This is a genomic window from Tautonia rosea (genome assembly GCF_012958305.1).
Classification (GTDB): Bacteria; Planctomycetota; Planctomycetia; order Isosphaerales; family Isosphaeraceae; genus Tautonia; species Tautonia rosea.
The window spans coordinates 222,861-240,668 of the sequence record NZ_JABBYO010000007.1; the positions used below are offsets into that span (position 1 = coordinate 222,861).

Below are 17,808 nucleotides of genomic sequence, written 5' to 3' on the forward strand. Positions count from 1 at the left end.
CTAGCGGTCGGCCGGGCGGTTGGGAACGATCTCGCTGGTCAACTCGGGAGGGTTTTTCAAGGTCTGCGCGACGACGCAATAGCGTTCAGTCAGGCTCAGGAGTTTGGCAAGCTGTTCGTCGGAGGCGTCGCTGTCGACCTCAAACCGGAGTCGGACGCGGGGGAAGCCGACCGGCGCGGCCTTGTCGACGCCAAGGGTACCGCGGGCGTCCCAGTCTCCCTCGGCGAGGACCGAGCCGCCTCGGATCGGGATGCCCATTGCGGCTGCCACGGCTCGGAGTGTCACTCCCGCGCAGGCGACGAGCGCTTCGAGAAGCATGGCACCGGAACAGGCCGCCGATCCGTCTCCACCGGTCGCCGGATGCAAGCCGGCCTCCACGAGGCCGCCCGTCGCCTCGACCCGGCAGGTCAGAGCATTGCCGACCAGGGTTCCTCGGGCCGAGAGGGTGAGCTGGGCCGCCTCGGGATGCTCGCGATAGCTTGCCTTGATCGGTGCCTGCAGGGCTCGCAATGCGTCGCCATCCATCCGATGATCCTCGATCGTCCGATCGTTGGGTCAGGGTTCGGTGGGAGACAAACCAGGAACTCCCCACCGACCGCGGATTCAATGCCACACGATTTCCATCATCGAGTGAGGTCGTCCCGCGTCAATGCCCTTGCCGGATCGCGGGGAGCGTGAAACTTTTCCCTTGGAAGTGTCGGCACCGTGCGGTACAAGTTAAACAAGAGATGATCACGAGAGATTTCGCGATCTTTGCAATGGAGCGGAATCGATCGATGATCGTGACGAAGCCACCCTCGCGATTTCGGGAGGTCGCTGTTGATGATCTGGCCCGTACCTCTGATCGGTCGGCGAGCGGGGAGCGAAACGCCGCGAATCGTCGCGTTGCTGCTCGGGATGCTGCTTGCCGCGGTTCAGCCTGTAGTCCGGGCGGATGACGCAGGGCTTGCGGCCTACGAGGGGCAGATCCGGCCGTTGCTCAAGGAGCGGTGCTACGCCTGTCACGGAGCGCTCAAATCGCAGGCCGGCTTGAGGCTCGACACGGTCGCCGCCATGCTCGACGGGGGCGATAGCGGACCGGCGATCGAGCCGGGAGATTCGGAGTTTAGCCCCCTCGTCGAGCGGATCCTCGAGCATGATGATGCCCTTCGGATGCCTCCGGAAGGAGAACCGCTGACCGAGGATCAGATTGCGATCATTCGATCATGGATTGATTCTGGTGCCGCTGCGCCGAGCAACGAAACCCCTGAACCCGACCCCCGCGAACACTGGGCCTTTCAGACCCCGACCCGCCCGGCCGTGCCCGATGCCGGGGCCGGATGGGCTCGGGAGCCGATCGACGCCTTCCTCGCTGCCGAGCATGATCGCCTGGGGCTGGAACCGCTGGGCGAGGCGCCTCCTCATGTCTTGCTCCGTCGGCTCCATCTCGACCTGATCGGCTTGCCGCCGACTCGGGAGGAATTGCTGGAGTTCCTGGCCGATCCGTCCGAAGCGGCGTATGAGCGCGTGGTCGATCGGCTGCTGGCCGATCCTCGGCACGCCGAGCGATGGGCACGGCACTGGATGGACGTTTGGCGCTACTCCGACTGGTATGGCCGACGCGCCGTGCCCGATGTGCTGAACAGCTACGCCATGATCTGGCGATGGCGTGATTGGATCGTCAACAAGCTAGACGAGGACGCCGGATACGATCATCTGTTGCGCATGATGCTGGCCGCCGACGAACTGGCACCCGACGACCCGGAGGAACTGCCCGCCACCGGCTATGTCGTGCGGAACTTCTACCGATGGAATTATAATACGTGGATGGCCGACTCGGTCGAGCATACGGGGAAGGCGTTTCTTGGACTGACGATCAATTGCGCTCACTGTCACGATCACAAATATGATCCGATTCGGCACGAAGACTATTTCGCGTTTCGGGCCTTCTTCGAGCCGATCGAGCTGAGGCATGACCGCGTCCCGGGAGAGCCCGATCCGGGGCCGTACCCGAAGTATGACTACGGCAAGGCATACGCGCCGATCAACTCGGGCATGGTCCGCATTTTCGACGAGAAACTTGACGCCGAAACGTTTCTGTACACCCGAGGCGAGGCCCGAAATATCGTTCCCGGCCGCCCGCCCATCCCCCCGGGGCCGCCCCGCTTTTTGACGGGAGGAGACTTCGAGGTCGAGCCGATCGACCTGCCGGCTGAAGCGGCCTATCCGGGCGTGAAATCCTTCATCCGGCAGGAAGAAACCGCGGTGAGGCAGAAGACGCTCGACGAGGCCCAGGCGGCTTTGTCCACGGCTCAGCAGGCGTTGGAGACGATCAAGGCTCAGGCCGACCCCGAGGGGCACACCTCGGCCCAGCTTGCGCTGCAGGTGGCTGAGGAAACCTTGCAGGTGGCACAGACCGACCTGGAATCGCTTCGGCTTCGAATGGTGGCCGATGATGCCCGCCTTGGCCGAGGTGAGGTGGACCCCGACGAGTCGGCCCGTGCTGCCGCTCGCAAGGAGCGGGAGCTAGCCCTGGCCCGAGCTCGGCTCGAACGGGCCGCGGCCGAACTGGCCGAGCATCAGGTGCGTCATCAGGCCGACGCCGCAGAAGACGCCCTGACTCAGGCCGAGCAACGGCTCGCCACCGCCCGGCAAGCGGTTGAGACGGCCGAGGGGGCACTGGAGAGCGAATCGACCTCGTACACGCATCTCTCGCCCTCGTACCCTGGTCAGAGCACCGGGCGTCGGGCGGCCTTGGCCGAGTGGCTGACCCGGCCCGAGAATCCGCTCACGGCTCGGGTCGCGGTCAATTATCTCTGGGGATGGCATTTCGGGGAGCCGATTGTGGCCACACCGCACGACTTTGGCCGCAACGGTGCCCCACCTTCGAATAAGGCATTGCTTGATTGGCTTGCCGTGGAATTGATGGAGCCGTCGAGCCCCGGGGTCAAACCGTGGTCGATGAAGCACATTCATCGGCAAATTGTGATGAGTGCCGCCTACCGGATGGCTTCGCACACGAGCGACGCCGACCACCCGAACGTTGCCATCGACCCCGAGAACCGCGGACTCTGGCGCTTCCGGCCAAGCCGAATGGAGGCCGAGGCGGTGAGAGACAGCCTCTTGCATGTGGCGGGAGTGCTCGACCTGACACGAGGGGGGCCGGAGATCGACCAATCTCAGGGGCTCGTTTCACGTCGTCGAAGTCTCTACTTTGCCCACCACGGCGAGGGATCGATGCAGTTCCTGGAACTCTTCGACGCTCCCGACCCTGGGGAATGCTACCGCCGGACGACATCGGTTGTCCCTCAGCAATCGCTTGCCCTGGCCAACAGTGAGATGGCGCTGGCAATGGCTCGGACGATCGCCGCGGAGCTGGAGACGGAACCGTCGTGTGATCCCCGGGCAGATGGACGTGAAGATGCATTTATTCAAGCAGTATTTGAGCGTGTGCTGTCCCGTCCACCGTCTGACGAAGAACGTGCCTTGAGCCGAACGTTTCTCGAACGCCAGGTCGCCCTGTTCGAAGGGGTGGAATTGCCCGATGTGTCCGAAGTGTCGCCACCTCCCTCGACCGATCCGAGGAGACGAGCGAACGAAAATCTTGTTCATGCACTGCTCAATCATCATGATTTTGTGACCATTCGTTAATGGCAGTGACCAGGACCTCGATCGCAGCCGATTCGGTGGTGTTCGACCCTCCGATTTGCCGTGGATCCGACGTGGACTGATGCTGGAGGCCCCGCTTATGAGTGCTCGCCCTCGCCCCTCGATTGCCGGTCCTCCGTGTGGACGCATTCGACGCCGGAGCTTTCTGGCCGATGTGGGTTTCGGCTTTACCGGCCTGGCGCTGGGTTCGATGCTGAGCCAGGAAGGGATTGCTCGTGGCGAGGCCCCAAGCCCGTCGGGCCGGTCGGCTCCGGGGCCGCACTTTGCGCCGAAGGCGAAGAACATTATCTGGGTCTTTCTTTCCGGTGGTGTCAGCCACATGGAAACCTGGGACCCGAAACCGGCCCTCAATCGCTATGCGGGCAAGAGCTACGACGAGACGCCGTATCCGAACCCGTTCGAGGATCCGCTCTTTCGTGAGCGATCGCGAGCCGTGGTGGGGGCAGACCGGACGCATTCGGAGATCTTCCCGCTCCAGGTCGGGTTCCGTCGGCACGGCGAGTCAGGCATCGCGGTGTCGGACTGGTGGCCCGAGCTGGGATCGTGCGTGGACGACATTGCGTTCGTTCGGTCGATGTACTCGACCGACAACGATCACGCCGCCGAGTTCCAGTTTCACCACGGTCGCCACAAGCTCGACCCGAGAGAACCGTGCATCGGTTCCTGGATTCATTACGGGCTGGGAACCTTGAACGAGAATTTGCCGCAATTCGTTTTCCTGGGCAAATACTCGGATATGAGAGTTCGAGAGAACTTCGATCCGCACTACCTCGGCCCGCAACATGGTGGCATCGAATTGTCGCTGGATCCGGGGGCTCCCTTACCGTTCGGCTCGCCAGCCGAGGGGATTCTGGCGGACGAGCAGCGCGAGCAGTTTGCCTTTATTCGTGATCTGAACGCTCTGGCCGGGGTCGAGTACCCGGACGATGAGCAACTGCTCGCACGGATCAAGGCCTATGAACTGGCTTACCGAATGCAAGCCTCTGTGCCCGAGGCGCTTGACCTGGGGGCTGAGGACCCGGAAACCGAACGGCTATACGGCATCGATCGAGAGCAGAACGCGATCTACGGCCGTCGCTTGCTGGCAGCCCGTCGCCTGGTGGAGCGCGGGACGCGCTTTGTGTTGGTTTATCTGAGCGATTACGGGGAGTGGGATTCACACACCCAGTTACGGGACCTGCATGCCCGATCGTGCTCCCGCGTCGATCGGCCGCTGGCCGGGCTACTCCGGGATCTCAAGCGTCGGGGACTCGATGAAGAGACGGTCGTGGTCTGCTGTACCGAGTTCGGCCGGACCCCGGGCCTTGAGGTACGCGACGCCTACGCCAAGCCGAACGGTCGTGACCACCACCCGCACGCCTTTACCATCTGGTTCGCCGGAGCCGGGATCAAGAAGGGGATCGTTCACGGCGCGACCGATGAACTCGGCTTCCACGTTACTGAGCACCCGCATTACGTGACCGATGTGCACGCGACCTTGCTGCACCTGATGGGGCTCGACTCACGACGTCTGGAAATTCCTGGTCGGAAGCGGCTCGACATCGACCACGGCCATCCGATCCACGAGATTCTCGCCTAGCGTTTGATCGGTCCGAGGTCAAGTCAACCCCGGAGACCCACCGAGAACCGTGGTTGGACCTCGCCGATGCAACTCAGGAGGAGAGGGATCGAAGGTAGGCGTCGAGATCGGCGATCTCCTGATCGGTGAGGTCGTCGATCAGACCGGCGGGCATGAGGGACACGTCGGAGGGTCTGCGTTCTTCGACTGCGTCGCCGTCGATGAGGATGGTTTCGGTGGGGCCGGTTTGGAGGATCAAAGAATCGACAGCATCGTAAATAACGATTCCCTGATAGACTGCTCCGTCCTCTGTGGCTACAATGAGGGACCGGTAGCGGTCGGCGATGTCGCGTGAGGGCTGGACGATCGCTGCAAACAGATCCTCGCGTGAAAATCTTCCGGTGATTCCGCTCAGGTCGGGACCGACGGCCCGATTTCCCGAATGGCAGGCTGAGCACTGGGTTCGATCGAAGACGGATCGACCGCGCTCGGCGTTGCCAGCGTTCCAGTCGATCGCGGAGCGCTTACGGGACCAGGCTGCGGCGTCAACACCATCAGCCCCGCTCAGATCGTCAGCGCGATTCGGGTACGCCTTGACGAACCAGGAGGACCATGCGGCGGGATTGTCGTCAATCGCTTGATGTGTTGAATGCCTGAGTGTGTCAGCGATTCTGGATCGGACTGGGCCTTCCGGGGTGCGACGGAGCGTACGGATCAAGGTGAGGGCTTCGTCGGGATCGTCACGCAGGCCGAGTCGAGCGAGCCCATCGAGCGCGGCGTTCAGGGTTGAGGTTTGCGAGGATCGCAAGGCCGATTGAAATTTGGGTCGATCTTCGGGAATGGGATCGCCTGCCAGGACTGGCACGATTGATTCGTCGAGTCCGTGCGTCCCCCAGATGGCCCGAAGAGCAGTCCGAGCCTGATCGGAGGGATGGGCGGCCAGCACCGCCACCACCTCGCTGGTCCAGGCGAAGTTGGGGTCGGTCTCTGCTCGATCGAGGAATCGCGAGGTAGCACCAGGGAGGTCGAACCCCTCAACGAGGGCAAAGAGGGCATGGTCGGGACGGCCGAACGACGGGTGATGGAGCAAGGCCTCGGGGAGGCTCGGATCGCGACGGAAGAGACCCTCAACCAGTTCCGAAACGCGGAGCGGCCAGTTCCGATCGCGTCGGGCGTGTAGCGCATCGAGTTTGCGATCGAGGTCGAGCAAGGCGATGGTCACGCGATCGGTGACCGGGCCTGGAATCGGAGCGCGAAGTCGGCCGAGGACGATCAGGTGGTGGAGATCGTGGATGGGATCGGACGAATCCGTGAGTCGATCCGCGACGAGCGAGAGTGCCTCAGGGTCGTCGCAGGCCAGCATGCCGAGGGTCCGCACGCGTTCTCGATCGAGGGCGGAGAAGGGGGGGGCCTTCAGGGCGATGAGAGTCGGGATGATCCGGTCCAACAGCGAAGGGGCACGAGCCGTGGTCATGTCTCGGGGAGCGGAGTAACCTTCCCAGACGCTTGCCTTCACAGCGGGATCAGGCTGGCCTCCGAGTGCGACCTGAACAAGACGGACGGCCGAGAGGGCCGTGTCGGAGGTGAGATCGGTCGCATCGAGGGCGTTGGCTGCGAGGGTGAGGGCGGTTTCAACGTCATCACTGGCGACCCCGAACCCGACCGTAAGCTGAGCCTGAGGGGTGGCGGCATGCTCTCGAAGGAACGATCGAGCGGTCGCATCGAGGCCTGCGATGATGCTGGCCGAGGCATTGCGGAGAAGGCGATCGGGATGGTCAAGATTCGGAAAAATCGCTGTTGTGAGGACGTTTACAGGAGTCGACGTCTGCCGCCTTTTCAACGCGATGAGTGAGCGAAGCCGCTGCAGGGGATCGTTCGAACGTGAGGCGTTGAGGAGTTGGCCAAGGGCTACGTTCGGGGGAAGGACGCCTGCGGGGAGTTCGTGATCAGCGGTTGCGGTGCGTGAGGCTGGAGGGGCGACAGGGTGTGTCGGGGCTTCGACGAATCGAACGCGGTAAACGGCGCCCCGGGTGCCGCGGCCACCGATGGAGAGGTAAAGATCGCCGGAGAGAGGGTGAACCTCGGCGTCGGTCCAGGCGAACCCTTCGGTGCCAGTCGGTTCGAGGAAGATCTCGGGCTTGGCGGTATAGGATGCTCCCGAACGTTCAGGGCGGGCGAAGTACACCCGGCCGAAGGTCCAATCGAGGAAGAAAATGCCGTGATGATACTGTGTGGGGAAAGACGAATGAGCATAGCAAACGACCCCGGTGGGTGAGCCGCGGTCGATCGGCGCGACGGGTGGGACGACGTCTTCCATCTCGGGAGGGAGTCGCCAGAGGTCGGTCTGCTGAGGGGCGAGCCAGCCATGATGACCGCCGGGGAGGACGTGATAGATGCGGGTCGGCTCGTACCAGGGGAGCGAGACGCAGCGCTCGTTATCAGAGTCGAAGGTGAAGATTTCGCCATCGGGACCGAAGTCGAAGTCGTAGGGGTTGCGGAAGCCGTCGGCGACGATCTCGGTACCACTGCCGTCGGGGGCGATCCGGATGAGGCAACCGGCCACGGGTTCGGCAATGGGAGAGGTCGGCAGCGAGGAATACGAGGCGTCGACGTTCGCAAAGTTACCGACCATAACATAAAGCCATCCGTCGGGGCCTCGACGGACGGCATGGGCGTCGTGCTCGCTGCCGGTCTTGATGGGCAGAATGAGTTCGGAGGGGCCGTCGGCGATGCCGTCGTCATTCGCGTCGACGAAACGACGCAGGCCGCCATCACCGACGACGAAGAGGGAGTTGCCCTCCCAGAACAGGCCCATTGCGCCATCCTTCGGACCGTCGGCGAAGGGGAGGGCCCGATCGGCGCGGCCGTCGCCGTTGTCGTCGACGAGGATGCGGGTGTAGCCTCGGCCGGAGACGATCACGCGGCCGCGGGGGTCGATCGTCATGCACTGGATGTCGTTGGCGAGGTCGCTGCCGGAGAACTCGGTGACGACGAAGCCGGGAGGGATACGCAACCCGGAGACCTCATCGCCGTTTGTTCCGATGGGAACGGCCAGGATGAACATGATGGCAGTAATCAATCGCGGTATTCTCATGCGTTCTGTCCTCGGTTCAATCGGCCGGGAAAGGCGGGAGTTCGGCAGCGCCCGCGGCCTTGCGAAGCGCGGCCTCAGTGCGGAGGGCGACGCCGAACAGGGCGGCCTCGCCCTCGGGGCCGGAGCGGCCGGTCAGTTGCAGGCCGAGCGGCAGACCGTTGGGGGAGAGGGCGATCGGGTGGGTGATCGTCGGTAGGCCAAGGAAACTCCAGGGGGAGTTGAACGCAGGGTCGCCGGTCGTCGATGGGTCGGGAGCAGGGCCGAGGGCGGCGGGGGTGAGCAGGGCGTCGACCTCGCCGAGATGGCTGTCGAAGAGCCATCGGGTCTTTTCCTGGAAGTGCTTTGCAACAAGGAAATCAACGTAGGTGACGTGCAAACCTTCCTCAATAAGTTTTGTGATGCGAGGAGGGTAACATTCTGGGCTGCGCTTGATCGCCCCGTAGTGGTTCCCGGCGGCCTCGGCGGAGAGGATGGTGAAGTGATTCGCGGGAATCTCGGGGAACGGGCTCGGCATTGAGAGGCGGACGACGCGGTGGCCCGCGGCCTGGAGTGCGGCGGTCGCTTGCTCCATTGCGTCGAGCATGGCGGGCTCGGTTCGCTCGTCGAACCAGTGGCGGAGGCGGCCGATGGTCAGCGGTCTGTCGGTGAGGAAGGGTCGGATGTTGGCCAGCAGGGCGAGGTCGGCGATGGTGAGGGCGATCGGCCCAGGGTGGTCGAGGCTCTGCGCGAGGGGGAGGATGCCCTCGGCGCTCCAGCTTCCATACGTCGGCTTGAAGCCGGCGACGCCGCAGTACGAAGCGGGCCGGGTGATCGAGCCACCTGTTTGCGAGCCGAGGGCACCGAGGCACATGCCGCAGGCGACCGCCGCGGCCGGTCCGCTGGAGGAGCCGCCGGGGGTGTGGTCGAGGTTCCAGGGGTTGCGGGTCGGTGGGGGATCGATCCAGGCATAAGGGGTTGTGACGGCCTTGCCGAGGATGATGGCTCCGCGGCGCCTCAGGTCGGCAACGATGGGGGCGTCGGCTTCCGGGATTGTGCTTCCGCGGAGCTCGTCGGCTTCCGGTTCCGAGAGGTTCTTGCAGAGAAGTTCCTCGAAGCCAGGGATGCCGTACTCGGTTGGCATTCCGGCGACGTGGATGATATCCTTCACGCCGATCGGGATGCCTCCGAGCGGGCCGAACGGTCGCCCGACCTGGTGGTCGGCGTCGAGCCGGTCGGCCTGGGCTCGGGCACCGTCGCGGTCGAGGAAGGCCCAGGCGTGGACCTCGTGCTCACGATCGTCGATCCGGTCAAGACACCGCTCCAGCACCTCGCGGCAAGAGGTGCGGCCGGAGCGGAGGGCGTCAAGCGTGCCGGCGAGGGTGGCCTCGGCGGGAGGGAAAAGCTCCATCGGCGGATTACTCCGGGTCGTCGGCGATGGCCAGGATGAAGCCTTTGGCCTCCATCGTAACGGCATAAACAGAGGTGCGCGCGGTGATGTAAAGGGTGTTGGAGTCGGGGCCGCCGAAGGCGCAGTTGGAGGGGTTCTCGGGAACCTTGATGAACCCGAGGGTGTTGCCGCTGGGGGCGACGACCTGGATGGCACCGAGCGAAGGCTGGGTGAGGAAAAGGATGCCGCGATCGTCGACAGTCAGGCCGTCACCACCTCGGGGATCGGTGCCGGGAGCCTGTTCGAGCTGACACAGCACAACGGCCTCTCCTGGTTCGCCAGGAGCTTTGAGAACGTAGGAAAGCACGTCGGGAGCGCCGGAGGGAAGGACGTAGAGGGTACGGCCGTCGGGAGACAGGAGGATGCCGTTCGGCCGAGGAAGGTCGGTGAGGATGCGGTGGACGGATCGGTTTGCGTCAATGTAATAGACGGCGCCGACGCCAGGGTCGGTGAAGTAGATGCCCCCTTGACGGTCGAGCACGAGGTCGTTCGGACGGTCGAAGGGTTGGCCCTCGAACGCGTCGGCGATCACGTCGATTTCCTTTGATTCGGGATGGATGGCGATGATCCGCTTCCCGGCACCCTGGCAGGCGATGAGGCGTCCGTCGCGGGCGATCATCAGACCGTTGCAGCCCTGGGAGTTTTCCAGGAAGGGAGAGACGGTTCCGTTCTGGTCGAGCCGGTAAATGGTGTTGCCGCGGACGTCGGTGAAATAAAGATTTCCATTGGCATCGGTCGCGGGGCCTTCGGTGAAAATCAAGTCGGTCACGACCTGACGCATGGGGCCGACAGGCCCGACGGCAGGAATCGTTTCGGCCTCCTGAATCGAGGAGAGACCGGAGAGGGTGAGCACGAAAAACACAAAAGGTGCGGAAATGCTCATGATCGGATTTCCCGACGGGTGAGGGCTGTCCGAAATCTGGCGATCCCTTGATGGTATCGTGCGGGGCTTTCGATTCCTACAGGGTGGCTTCGCTCACAGGCGATCGTTCGCAAAAGGCCGACGGAGTTTGCCGAGCGCGGAGTTCAAGGCCCCTTCCCACGGTGGTGGGGAAGCTCGTAGGATCGAAGCCTTTGATTCGGTCGCTCCTGGATTCTGAATGGAGGCGATGGTGCAAGCGGTCTGTGTGTTTTGTGGGTCGAGCCCGGGGGCCGATCCTGCGTATCGGGAGGCGGCGGCTGCGCTCGGGCAGTTGCTGGCTGAGTTGGGCAAGACGCTCGTTTATGGCGGTGGCAGTGTGGGACTGATGGGCGTGCTGGCCGACGCCGTCATGGCACAGGGGGGGAGGGTGATTGGCGTGATCCCCCAGTCACTCCTCGATCGTGAGGTCGGGCATACCGAGCTGACCGAACTCCACGTGGTCGGCTCGATGCACGAGCGCAAGGCGATGATGGCGGAGCTGGCCGAGGGTTTCCTTGCGCTTCCGGGAGGAATTGGTACGCTGGAAGAATTCTTCGAGATCTGGACATGGGGCCAGCTGGGGCTCCACCGCAAGCCGTTCGGCCTGCTCGATGTCGAAGGGTTCTATCAGCCGATGCTTGCGTTTCTCGATCGCCTGGTCGAACAGCGTTTTGTCAGGCCGGAGCATCGAGCTATGTTAATCGTTGCCCGACAACCGGTCACGCTGCTCGCGGCGATGGAAGCCTACACCCCGCCCCCCGTGCCGAAGTGGATCGACCGGGAAGCGACGTGAGCAGGCTGAGGATTCGCGGTGGGATACCGCCATCGACCTGGAATGGTTAGTGGGTGGCGGCCTTGAGGGCCTCGCAGGCGGCGGTGATGGTGTGGTCGATGTCGGCCTCGGTGTGGGCGGAGGAAAGGAACGCGGCCTCGAACTGGCTGCAGGGGAAGTAGACGCCTCGGGCGAGCAATTCCCAGAAGAAGCGGCCGAACAGTGCAGTGTCGGATCGCTTGGCGTCGTCGAAGCTATGCACGGGGCCCTCGGTGAAGAAGAGGGTGATCATGCTACCGACACGCTGGATACAGTGAGGAACCTTGGCATCAGTGGCGGCGCGGCGGAGTCCGTCTTCGAGTCGGGCAGTGAGCGATTCGAGATATGGGTAAGGGTTTTCTTGCTTGAGCAAGCGAAGGGTGGTCAATCCGGCGGCCATGGCGAGCGGGTTGCCGGAGAGGGTTCCGGCTTGGAAGACGGGACCGACCGGAGAGACGTGGGTCATCACCTCGCGAGACGAGCCGTAGGCCGCCGCGGGGAGGCCGCCGCCGATGATCTTGCCGAGACAGGTGACATCGGGGGTAATGCCAAAATGTTCCTGAGCACCGCCGTAGGCCAGGCGGAAGCCGGTCATCACCTCGTCAAAGAAGAGGAGGGCTCCGTTCTTTTCAGTCAGCTCGCGAAGCAGTTCCAGATAGCCGGGGCGAGGGGGGACGCATCCCATGTTGCCGGCGACTGGTTCGAGCAAGACAGCGGCAATTTGGTCGGGGAAGCGCTGGAAGGCGTCGGCGACGGCAGCGGCATCGTTGAAGGGACAGAGGATGGTGTCGCTCGCGGCGCCGGGAGTGACACCGGGGCTGTTCGGGTGGCCGAGGGTGGCGACCGCCGATCCGGCCGAAACGAGCAGGGCATCGACGTGGCCATGATAATGACCGATCATCTTGATCACTTTATGCCGTCCCGTCACCCCTCGGGCGAGGCGGACCGCGGACATGGCGGCCTCGGTCCCCGAGGAGACGAAGCGAACCATTTCGATTGAGGGAACGGCGTCGACGACGGCCTCGGCGATCTCAGCTTCTCGGACGGTCGGAGCGCCAAAGCTGGAGGACTTCGCCAGGGCGTCGGTGACTGCGGCGTTGACCTCGGGTCGGCAGTGGCCGAGGATCATCGGCCCCCACGATCCAATAAAGTCAATGTATTGATGACCGTCGATGTCGTACAGGTAGGCCCCGTCGGCCCGATCCATGAAGGGAGGCTCGCCGCCGACGGCGCCGAAGGCTCGGGCCGGGCTGTTGACTCCTCCGGGAATCACCCGGCCGGCGCGGACGAACTCGGCGTGGCTGCGGTCGAGGTGGTAATCGGGCCTTGATCGGGCAGGGGTGGTGGCATCCATCGGCATGCGTCAAGCGGGGGTTGGCGGGAGAGGGCGGGCATGGCTTGGGGAGTGCGCGACGCGGCGAGGAGCAGCTCCCTCTGTAGAGACAGCATAGCCACCGGGCAGCGGAGCCGTCGAGCGCGGATCAAGGCGAAGGGAGGGAGTGGATACTCGCGGTGAGGTTGATCGCAGGGGGATGATGATCCCCGATCCTTCAGGCCAACGGAGGCCAGAACGACCGAGGCCCGCGCCTTCCGGCGTGAGAAAACGCCGGAAGGGCGGGCCTGATCGGTGCAAATTCGAGGACGAGCCCCGTTGCAGGGTCAATACTGGTCGGCGCTGACGACCTCACCGCCTCGGGTCGTGCTGAGCGATCGCCAGGTGAAGACGTTGACGGTGTCCTTGACGAAGCGAACGCTACCGTCGGCCATGGCCATGTTGGCACCGCCGGGGTGTCGGCTGCGGACGCCATGTCGGGTCGGGCCGTTGTCTCCGCCGGCGATGACGCAGGGCGGGTTGCCTTCCTCAAGGTTTCGGCAGTTCTGAGACATGACGTCGGGCAACCGGCTGTTGGGGGTGTTCCAGGCCGTGAAGAAGGCGGCGTCTCCCCAGGCGGTAAAGCCGCGAAGGTCGTTGAGTTGCCCCTGGATGCATTCGCCGGCGAGCAAGGTGTTGCTCGTCCCGTCGCGGAAGGCAGAGAAGTTCCGGGTGATGTTGGCGGCAGGACGGGTCGAGCACCAGTCCACATCACTGAAGGGAGCCCCGCCGAAGGGGACGCCGAGGAACTCTTGCTGGAACATGTTGGTGTTCCCGAAGTTCACGACGTAGTTGTTGTTCGGGATCTGGCTGATGGGCCGGTTCAAGGTGTCGCTCGGGCACTGATAGGCCGAGACGACCATCCGGGCGGTCGTCGTGTTCTGAGCGCTGCCGTAGCGAATGAAGTTGCGAATCGGATCGCGAGGCACGGCGGCATCGCCGGTCGTGCCGAGCAGACCCCAGCCGCCATCGAAGTTGATGGCGTTGAACATGTTCTCCTGCTCCACGTAGGGAAGCATGAAGTGAATCCAGGTGTGGAAGCAGCAACAGCGGATGCCCGGGGGAAGGGTTCCGAAGGTGTCGTGATAGTTATGCATGCCCAGGCCAATCTGCTTGAGATTGTTGGTGCACTGGGCGCGTCGGGCGGCTTCTCGGGCACTCTGAACGGCGGGCAAGAGTAGCGCGATCAGAACACCGATGATCGCGATGACGACGAGCAACTCAATGAGTGTAAATCCCTTGCGGCGATGCAACATGATTCCGGCCTCCGATGGAAATCCGCGGATCGAAACGAGGAAATCGGGCAGGTGATCCCGCCCGGGTGATCCGAGCGATCGAACGATCGCGAACGAGGAATTCGGATCTCAGCGCGAGCGAAGGCAACGGCATACACGATCGGCCCATCATTCGAAGCACAAATCGAGGGGCGAATCGAGTCGTCGATCGGGTTTAGGGCTCCAGGGAGAAATCGAAGGTATTCGGGCCGTCGGCGGTGACCTCGGCCTTCAGCTCGGTCTGCGAGTTGTACCGGGCGGGCAGGCCGGGGGTTTTGGCGATGGGGACCATTCCAGGAAGTTCCCCTTCCTCGGGATCGAGTTCGGCCTCTTTCGGGTTCGAGGTGATGATCACCCGGTAGCTGCCAGGGACGGGCCCCTCAGCGCGGGGGATAAGGTAGCGACCGTTGGCAATCTCGGCCCCGGTCAGCGTGGGAATGGAAGGATCAGTCGGCTCGAATTGAATCAGGCCGCTCTCCAACGGTTCTCCGGAGAGTGTGACCAAGCCCGAGACTTGCTCTCGGGGAAGTCCGTCTCCTCCTCCACAGCCCGTGACGGCGAAGGGAAGGAGCAAGGCAATTACCAAACACAGTCGCTTCATCACTATCGGCTCCGAACCAGCGAGACGGCAAAAAGCGGTCGCATGCTGGTAACGAGAACCGCCCGATCATGCCGCGCGGCTCTCACGTTTTCGTTTCATCGTCTTAAACTGGCCAAGACTCAATTGCAAGTCTTTTTTGATGCAAAAAAGTTTTGAGACCCAGGTCGGGAACGGGTTCTCATGAAACACCAAGAGTGTCCGATCCGGTTCCGTCGTGAGGGAGTCTCGGGGACGCTTGCGGGAGATCATCCGACTGGGTTGACGGTTAGCCGGGCAAGCCCTCGACTGCAAGTTTCACGGTGGCGAAGTGAATGGCAACAATGTCGTCCACGTTTTCGGAATAGCCGCCGGCCATGCTCACGGCAACGGGAATCGCTCGGGATCGGAGGGCGTCGAAGACGAGCCGATCGCGGGCTTCCAGCCCCGGCATGGTCAGCTTCATCCGACCGAAGCGATCGGCCAGATAAGGGTCGGCCCCGGCAAGGTAAATGGCCAGATCAGCGCGGGAACGGTCGATCCCCTCAGCCAGACCGGCATCGAGGGCGGCGAGGTAGGCGTCGTCGTCGGTGCCATCGGGCAAGGGAACGTCGAGATCGCTGGGAGGTTTGCGGAGCGGGTAATTGCGTTCGCCGTGGATCGAGAAGGTGAAGACGGTCGGATCGTCGGCAAAGATCAAGGCGGTCCCGTCCCCCTGGTGGACGTCGCAATCGACGATCAAGACGCGGCGGGCGAGCCCTTCGGCCTGCATCGCTCGGGCCGCGATGGCCGAGTCGTTGAACACGCAGTAGCCGGCGCATCGGTTCGGGGCGGCATGGTGGGTGCCGCCGGCAAGGTTGACTCCGAAGGATGCGCCGGTGAGCACGTCTCGAGCGGCGGCGATGGTGGCACCAGCAGATCGGCGCGAGCGTTCGATCAACTGAGGCGACCAGGGGAAACCGAGCGCCCGAGCTTCCTCGGCAAGGAACTGGCCGGAGACGGCTCGGGCGAAGTAATCCGAGTCATGGGCTCGAAGGATTTCCTGATCGGTCGCGGCCGGCGGTTCTCGGAGCAGTTCGGGAGGCACGATGCCGGACCGTTCGAGCCGATCGCGGAGCCGGGCGTACTTGGCCATCGGGAAGCGGTGCCACTCGGGCAAGGGCAGGACAAACCGGTCACTGAAATAGATCGCCACGGGGAAAGACCTCGACCTCGGCCTTGGCTTCGGGGATCGCTGCGAAACATCGGGGCGGCCGGTCATCGACCGGAACAGGATCGGATCGTATTGTAGGCGTCAAGACGATCAGGGGGACTGGTCGATTCTCAGGAGACTCTCGCATCATGCTGATTCCGTCGTTGCTTACCCTGCTCGTGCTGTCACCCTCGCCGCTCGATGACGAGCCGAGGCCCCACGAGTTCACCGCCGCCGAGGCCCGCGGCTATGTTGCGTACCGGACGCCCGGTCTGATCACGATTGATGGTCGGCTCGACGACCCGGGCTGGGAGGGGATTCCCTGGACCGAGGTCTTCCTCGATATCGAAGGAGACGCGCGTCCACGCCCCCGCTTCAAGACCCGGGCGAAAATGGCCTGGAATAAACAGTACTTCTACATTGCTGCGGATCTGGAAGAACCGCACGTTTGGGGAACCTTGACCGAGCATGATTCGGTCATTTTCTATGATAATGATTTCGAAGTATTCATCGACCCCGACGGCGACAACCACCAGTACTACGAGTTCGAGATCAATGCTCTGAATACCGGCTGGGATCTTCGCCTCGTCAAACCGTACCGAGACGGCGGCCCAGCCCTGAACGAGTGGGAGATTCCCGGCCTGAAGACGGCTGTGCACATTCGAGGGACGATCAACGATCCGAGCGACGAGGATGAAGGGTGGTCGGTCGAGATTGCCATGCCCTGGAACGTGTTGGGCGAGTTTACCGATCAGCCCAGCCCTCCCCGAGACGGCGACCGATGGCGGGTGAACTTCTCAAGGGTCGAGTGGCAGCATCGGATCGTCGAGGGACGCTACGAGAAGGTGCCGGAGACTCGGGAAGATAACTGGGTCTGGTCGCCGCAGTGGGTCATCGACATGCACCGCCCCGAGCGCTGGGGAGATGTGCTGTTCTCGACCAAGCCGGTCGGTACGGTGGCCTTTCCCCCCGATCGTGCCCGTCCGGCTCGCGATTTCTTGCACCTCGTTTATGAAGCGCAGAAGGTGTTCCGCAAGGAGAATGAGCGCTGGGCCGAGTCGATCGAGGAACTCGGCTTCGACGCCAGCCCTGAGCCCTCGTTGACGATCGAGGTGACGGAGGAGGGTTACACCGCCTCGGTGATCGTGCCCGCCGCAGAGGGCGAACCAGCCCGACGCTGGACGATCGCCCATGATTCTCGGATCACCAGCGCTTCGGTCCACGACCCGTCGTGATCGGCCTGTCGGCCCATGTGCCCTTGCGGATCGTGACCGGAAGGGCATCGGTCGTTCAGGTTGACATGCGGGCGCAGTTCAAAAAATTGTCAGGCGTCCGATGGACGAGCGTCCTCCTGATCACGACATCGAGTCGCTCATTTCAACCATAATTGAGCGTAATTTCGATGGGATTGACCACGAATCGACCCTTCGTCGGTCGTTTTTCTCGCGGGAATGCCAAGTTTGACGCAATGGTGTCTAGCCCTGATGGGTTCCCTGGCACGGCCTCTCTTGTTGACACGGGTCGAAGGTCTTATTGTCAAAAGGAACGATGCCCGAAATGCCATTGCTGAGGGCATCAGGAACAACGAGTCGAGCACCTGGAGTTCGACGGGATCGCGTTGCGTTGGGGAAACACACAGAGCAGATGATTCGTCTGTGGGGTCACACCCTGCGCCTCCATTCAGTTTAATCTCCATGGATGCGTGTCTTCTGGCGGAATACTCGCCAGGAGGGTTCCTCGGCCAAACCCGAGGCGGAGCCGAACTTCGGCGGAAGGCGCGTTGGAGAACGTGAAGGCGGTTCCCGTCATCCTGGCCCGCAATCTCAATACGGATCTTCGTGTGGAAATGATTGATGGCTGAATTGAAGATGCTCGGTCACGATCGCTCGAAAGGGTTGTCTTGTGATCGGGCTTCTGAAGGTTTGATCCGATCTCGAGGGGTGATGGGGCTCCTT

At 63.1% G+C, this 17,808-nt stretch carries 12 protein-coding genes; 4 read left to right on the forward strand and 8 right to left on the reverse strand.

Translation table 11 applies throughout. From position 1 onward, the window contains the following. Positions 1–525: an OsmC family protein gene (locus tag HG800_RS14365; protein ID WP_169977323.1), complete on the reverse strand. Its 525-nt coding sequence runs from the start codon at positions 523–525 to the stop codon at positions 1–3. Positions 526–822: 297 nt separating this feature from the next. On the opposite strand from HG800_RS14365, the gene HG800_RS14370 reads away from it, so the two are divergent. Both HG800_RS14370 and HG800_RS14375 read left to right on the forward strand, forming a co-directional pair. Continuing rightward, on the forward strand, positions 823–3,630 hold the full coding sequence (locus HG800_RS14370) for a DUF1553 domain-containing protein (RefSeq protein WP_235963692.1): 2,808 nt from the start codon (positions 823–825) through the stop codon (positions 3,628–3,630). Between the two features lie 97 nt (positions 3,631–3,727). Then, a complete protein-coding gene (locus tag HG800_RS14375; protein ID WP_169977324.1) occupies positions 3,728–5,227 on the forward strand; it encodes a DUF1501 domain-containing protein in 1,500 nt (499 codons plus the stop codon). Positions 5,228–5,300: 73 nt separating this feature from the next. On the opposite strand, the gene HG800_RS14380 is transcribed toward HG800_RS14375, so the two are convergent. From HG800_RS14380 to HG800_RS14390, 3 genes are read right to left on the reverse strand one after another with little or no spacing between them, the layout of a single operon-like run. Next, positions 5,301–8,300 (reverse strand): DUF7133 domain-containing protein, encoded by a 3,000-nt coding sequence (locus HG800_RS14380; protein ID WP_169977325.1) that lies wholly within the window; start codon positions 8,298–8,300, stop codon positions 5,301–5,303. 16 nt (positions 8,301–8,316) lie between these two features. Further along, on the reverse strand, positions 8,317–9,687 hold the full coding sequence (locus tag HG800_RS14385) for an amidase (RefSeq protein ID WP_169977326.1): 1,371 nt from the start codon (positions 9,685–9,687) through the stop codon (positions 8,317–8,319). 7 nt (positions 9,688–9,694) lie between these two features. Continuing rightward, positions 9,695–10,609, reverse strand: a complete 915-nt coding sequence (locus HG800_RS14390) for an SMP-30/gluconolactonase/LRE family protein (protein WP_169977327.1) — start codon at positions 10,607–10,609, stop codon at positions 9,695–9,697. Positions 10,610–10,835: 226 nt separating this feature from the next. Between HG800_RS14390 and HG800_RS14395 the strand changes: the two genes are divergently transcribed. Next, positions 10,836–11,420, forward strand: a complete 585-nt coding sequence (locus tag HG800_RS14395) for an LOG family protein (RefSeq protein WP_169977451.1) — start codon at positions 10,836–10,838, stop codon at positions 11,418–11,420. Between the two features lie 46 nt (positions 11,421–11,466). Here the strand turns inward: HG800_RS14395 and hemL are convergent, their stop codons facing one another. The 4 genes from hemL to HG800_RS14415 all read right to left on the reverse strand — a co-directional run bounded on the left by hemL (position 11,467) and on the right by HG800_RS14415 (position 15,856). After that, complete coding sequence (gene hemL, locus HG800_RS14400; RefSeq protein WP_169977328.1) at positions 11,467–12,792, reverse strand: glutamate-1-semialdehyde 2,1-aminomutase; 1,326 nt, start codon at positions 12,790–12,792, stop codon at positions 11,467–11,469. A gap of 305 nt (positions 12,793–13,097) precedes the next feature. Next, positions 13,098–14,066, reverse strand: coding sequence for a DUF1559 domain-containing protein (locus HG800_RS14405; RefSeq protein WP_169977329.1), 969 nt, complete (start codon positions 14,064–14,066; stop codon positions 13,098–13,100). 193 nt (positions 14,067–14,259) lie between these two features. Further along, complete coding sequence (locus tag HG800_RS14410; protein ID WP_169977330.1) at positions 14,260–14,685, reverse strand: hypothetical protein; 426 nt, start codon at positions 14,683–14,685, stop codon at positions 14,260–14,262. A 265-nt stretch (positions 14,686–14,950) separates the two neighbouring features. Beyond that, positions 14,951–15,856 (reverse strand): histone deacetylase family protein, encoded by a 906-nt coding sequence (locus tag HG800_RS14415; RefSeq protein WP_169977331.1) that lies wholly within the window; start codon positions 15,854–15,856, stop codon positions 14,951–14,953. A gap of 146 nt (positions 15,857–16,002) precedes the next feature. Here HG800_RS14415 and HG800_RS14420 point away from each other — a divergent pair, with 146 nt between their 5' ends. Then, positions 16,003–17,088, forward strand: coding sequence for a carbohydrate-binding family 9-like protein (locus HG800_RS14420; RefSeq protein ID WP_169977332.1), 1,086 nt, complete (start codon positions 16,003–16,005; stop codon positions 17,086–17,088). The last annotated feature ends 720 nt before the right edge of the window (positions 17,089–17,808 follow it).

What these genes read in the sequence shown, in the direction of transcription:
- HG800_RS14365 (WP_169977323.1), bottom strand. Translation starts at nt 525, where the DNA reads ATGGATGGCGACGCATTGCGAGCCCTGCAGGCACCGATCAAGGCAAGC.
- HG800_RS14370 (WP_235963692.1), top strand. Translation starts at nt 823, where the DNA reads ATGATCTGGCCCGTACCTCTGATCGGTCGGCGAGCGGGGAGCGAAACG.
- HG800_RS14375 (WP_169977324.1), top strand. Translation starts at nt 3,728, where the DNA reads ATGAGTGCTCGCCCTCGCCCCTCGATTGCCGGTCCTCCGTGTGGACGC.
- HG800_RS14380 (WP_169977325.1), bottom strand. Translation starts at nt 8,300, where the DNA reads ATGAGAATACCGCGATTGATTACTGCCATCATGTTCATCCTGGCCGTT.
- HG800_RS14385 (WP_169977326.1), bottom strand. Translation starts at nt 9,687, where the DNA reads ATGGAGCTTTTCCCTCCCGCCGAGGCCACCCTCGCCGGCACGCTTGAC.
- HG800_RS14390 (WP_169977327.1), bottom strand. Translation starts at nt 10,609, where the DNA reads ATGAGCATTTCCGCACCTTTTGTGTTTTTCGTGCTCACCCTCTCCGGT.
- HG800_RS14395 (WP_169977451.1), top strand. Translation starts at nt 10,836, where the DNA reads ATGGTGCAAGCGGTCTGTGTGTTTTGTGGGTCGAGCCCGGGGGCCGAT.
- hemL (WP_169977328.1), bottom strand. Translation starts at nt 12,792, where the DNA reads ATGGATGCCACCACCCCTGCCCGATCAAGGCCCGATTACCACCTCGAC.
- HG800_RS14405 (WP_169977329.1), bottom strand. Translation starts at nt 14,066, where the DNA reads ATGTTGCATCGCCGCAAGGGATTTACACTCATTGAGTTGCTCGTCGTC.
- HG800_RS14410 (WP_169977330.1), bottom strand. Translation starts at nt 14,685, where the DNA reads ATGAAGCGACTGTGTTTGGTAATTGCCTTGCTCCTTCCCTTCGCCGTC.
- HG800_RS14420 (WP_169977332.1), top strand. Translation starts at nt 16,003, where the DNA reads ATGCTGATTCCGTCGTTGCTTACCCTGCTCGTGCTGTCACCCTCGCCG.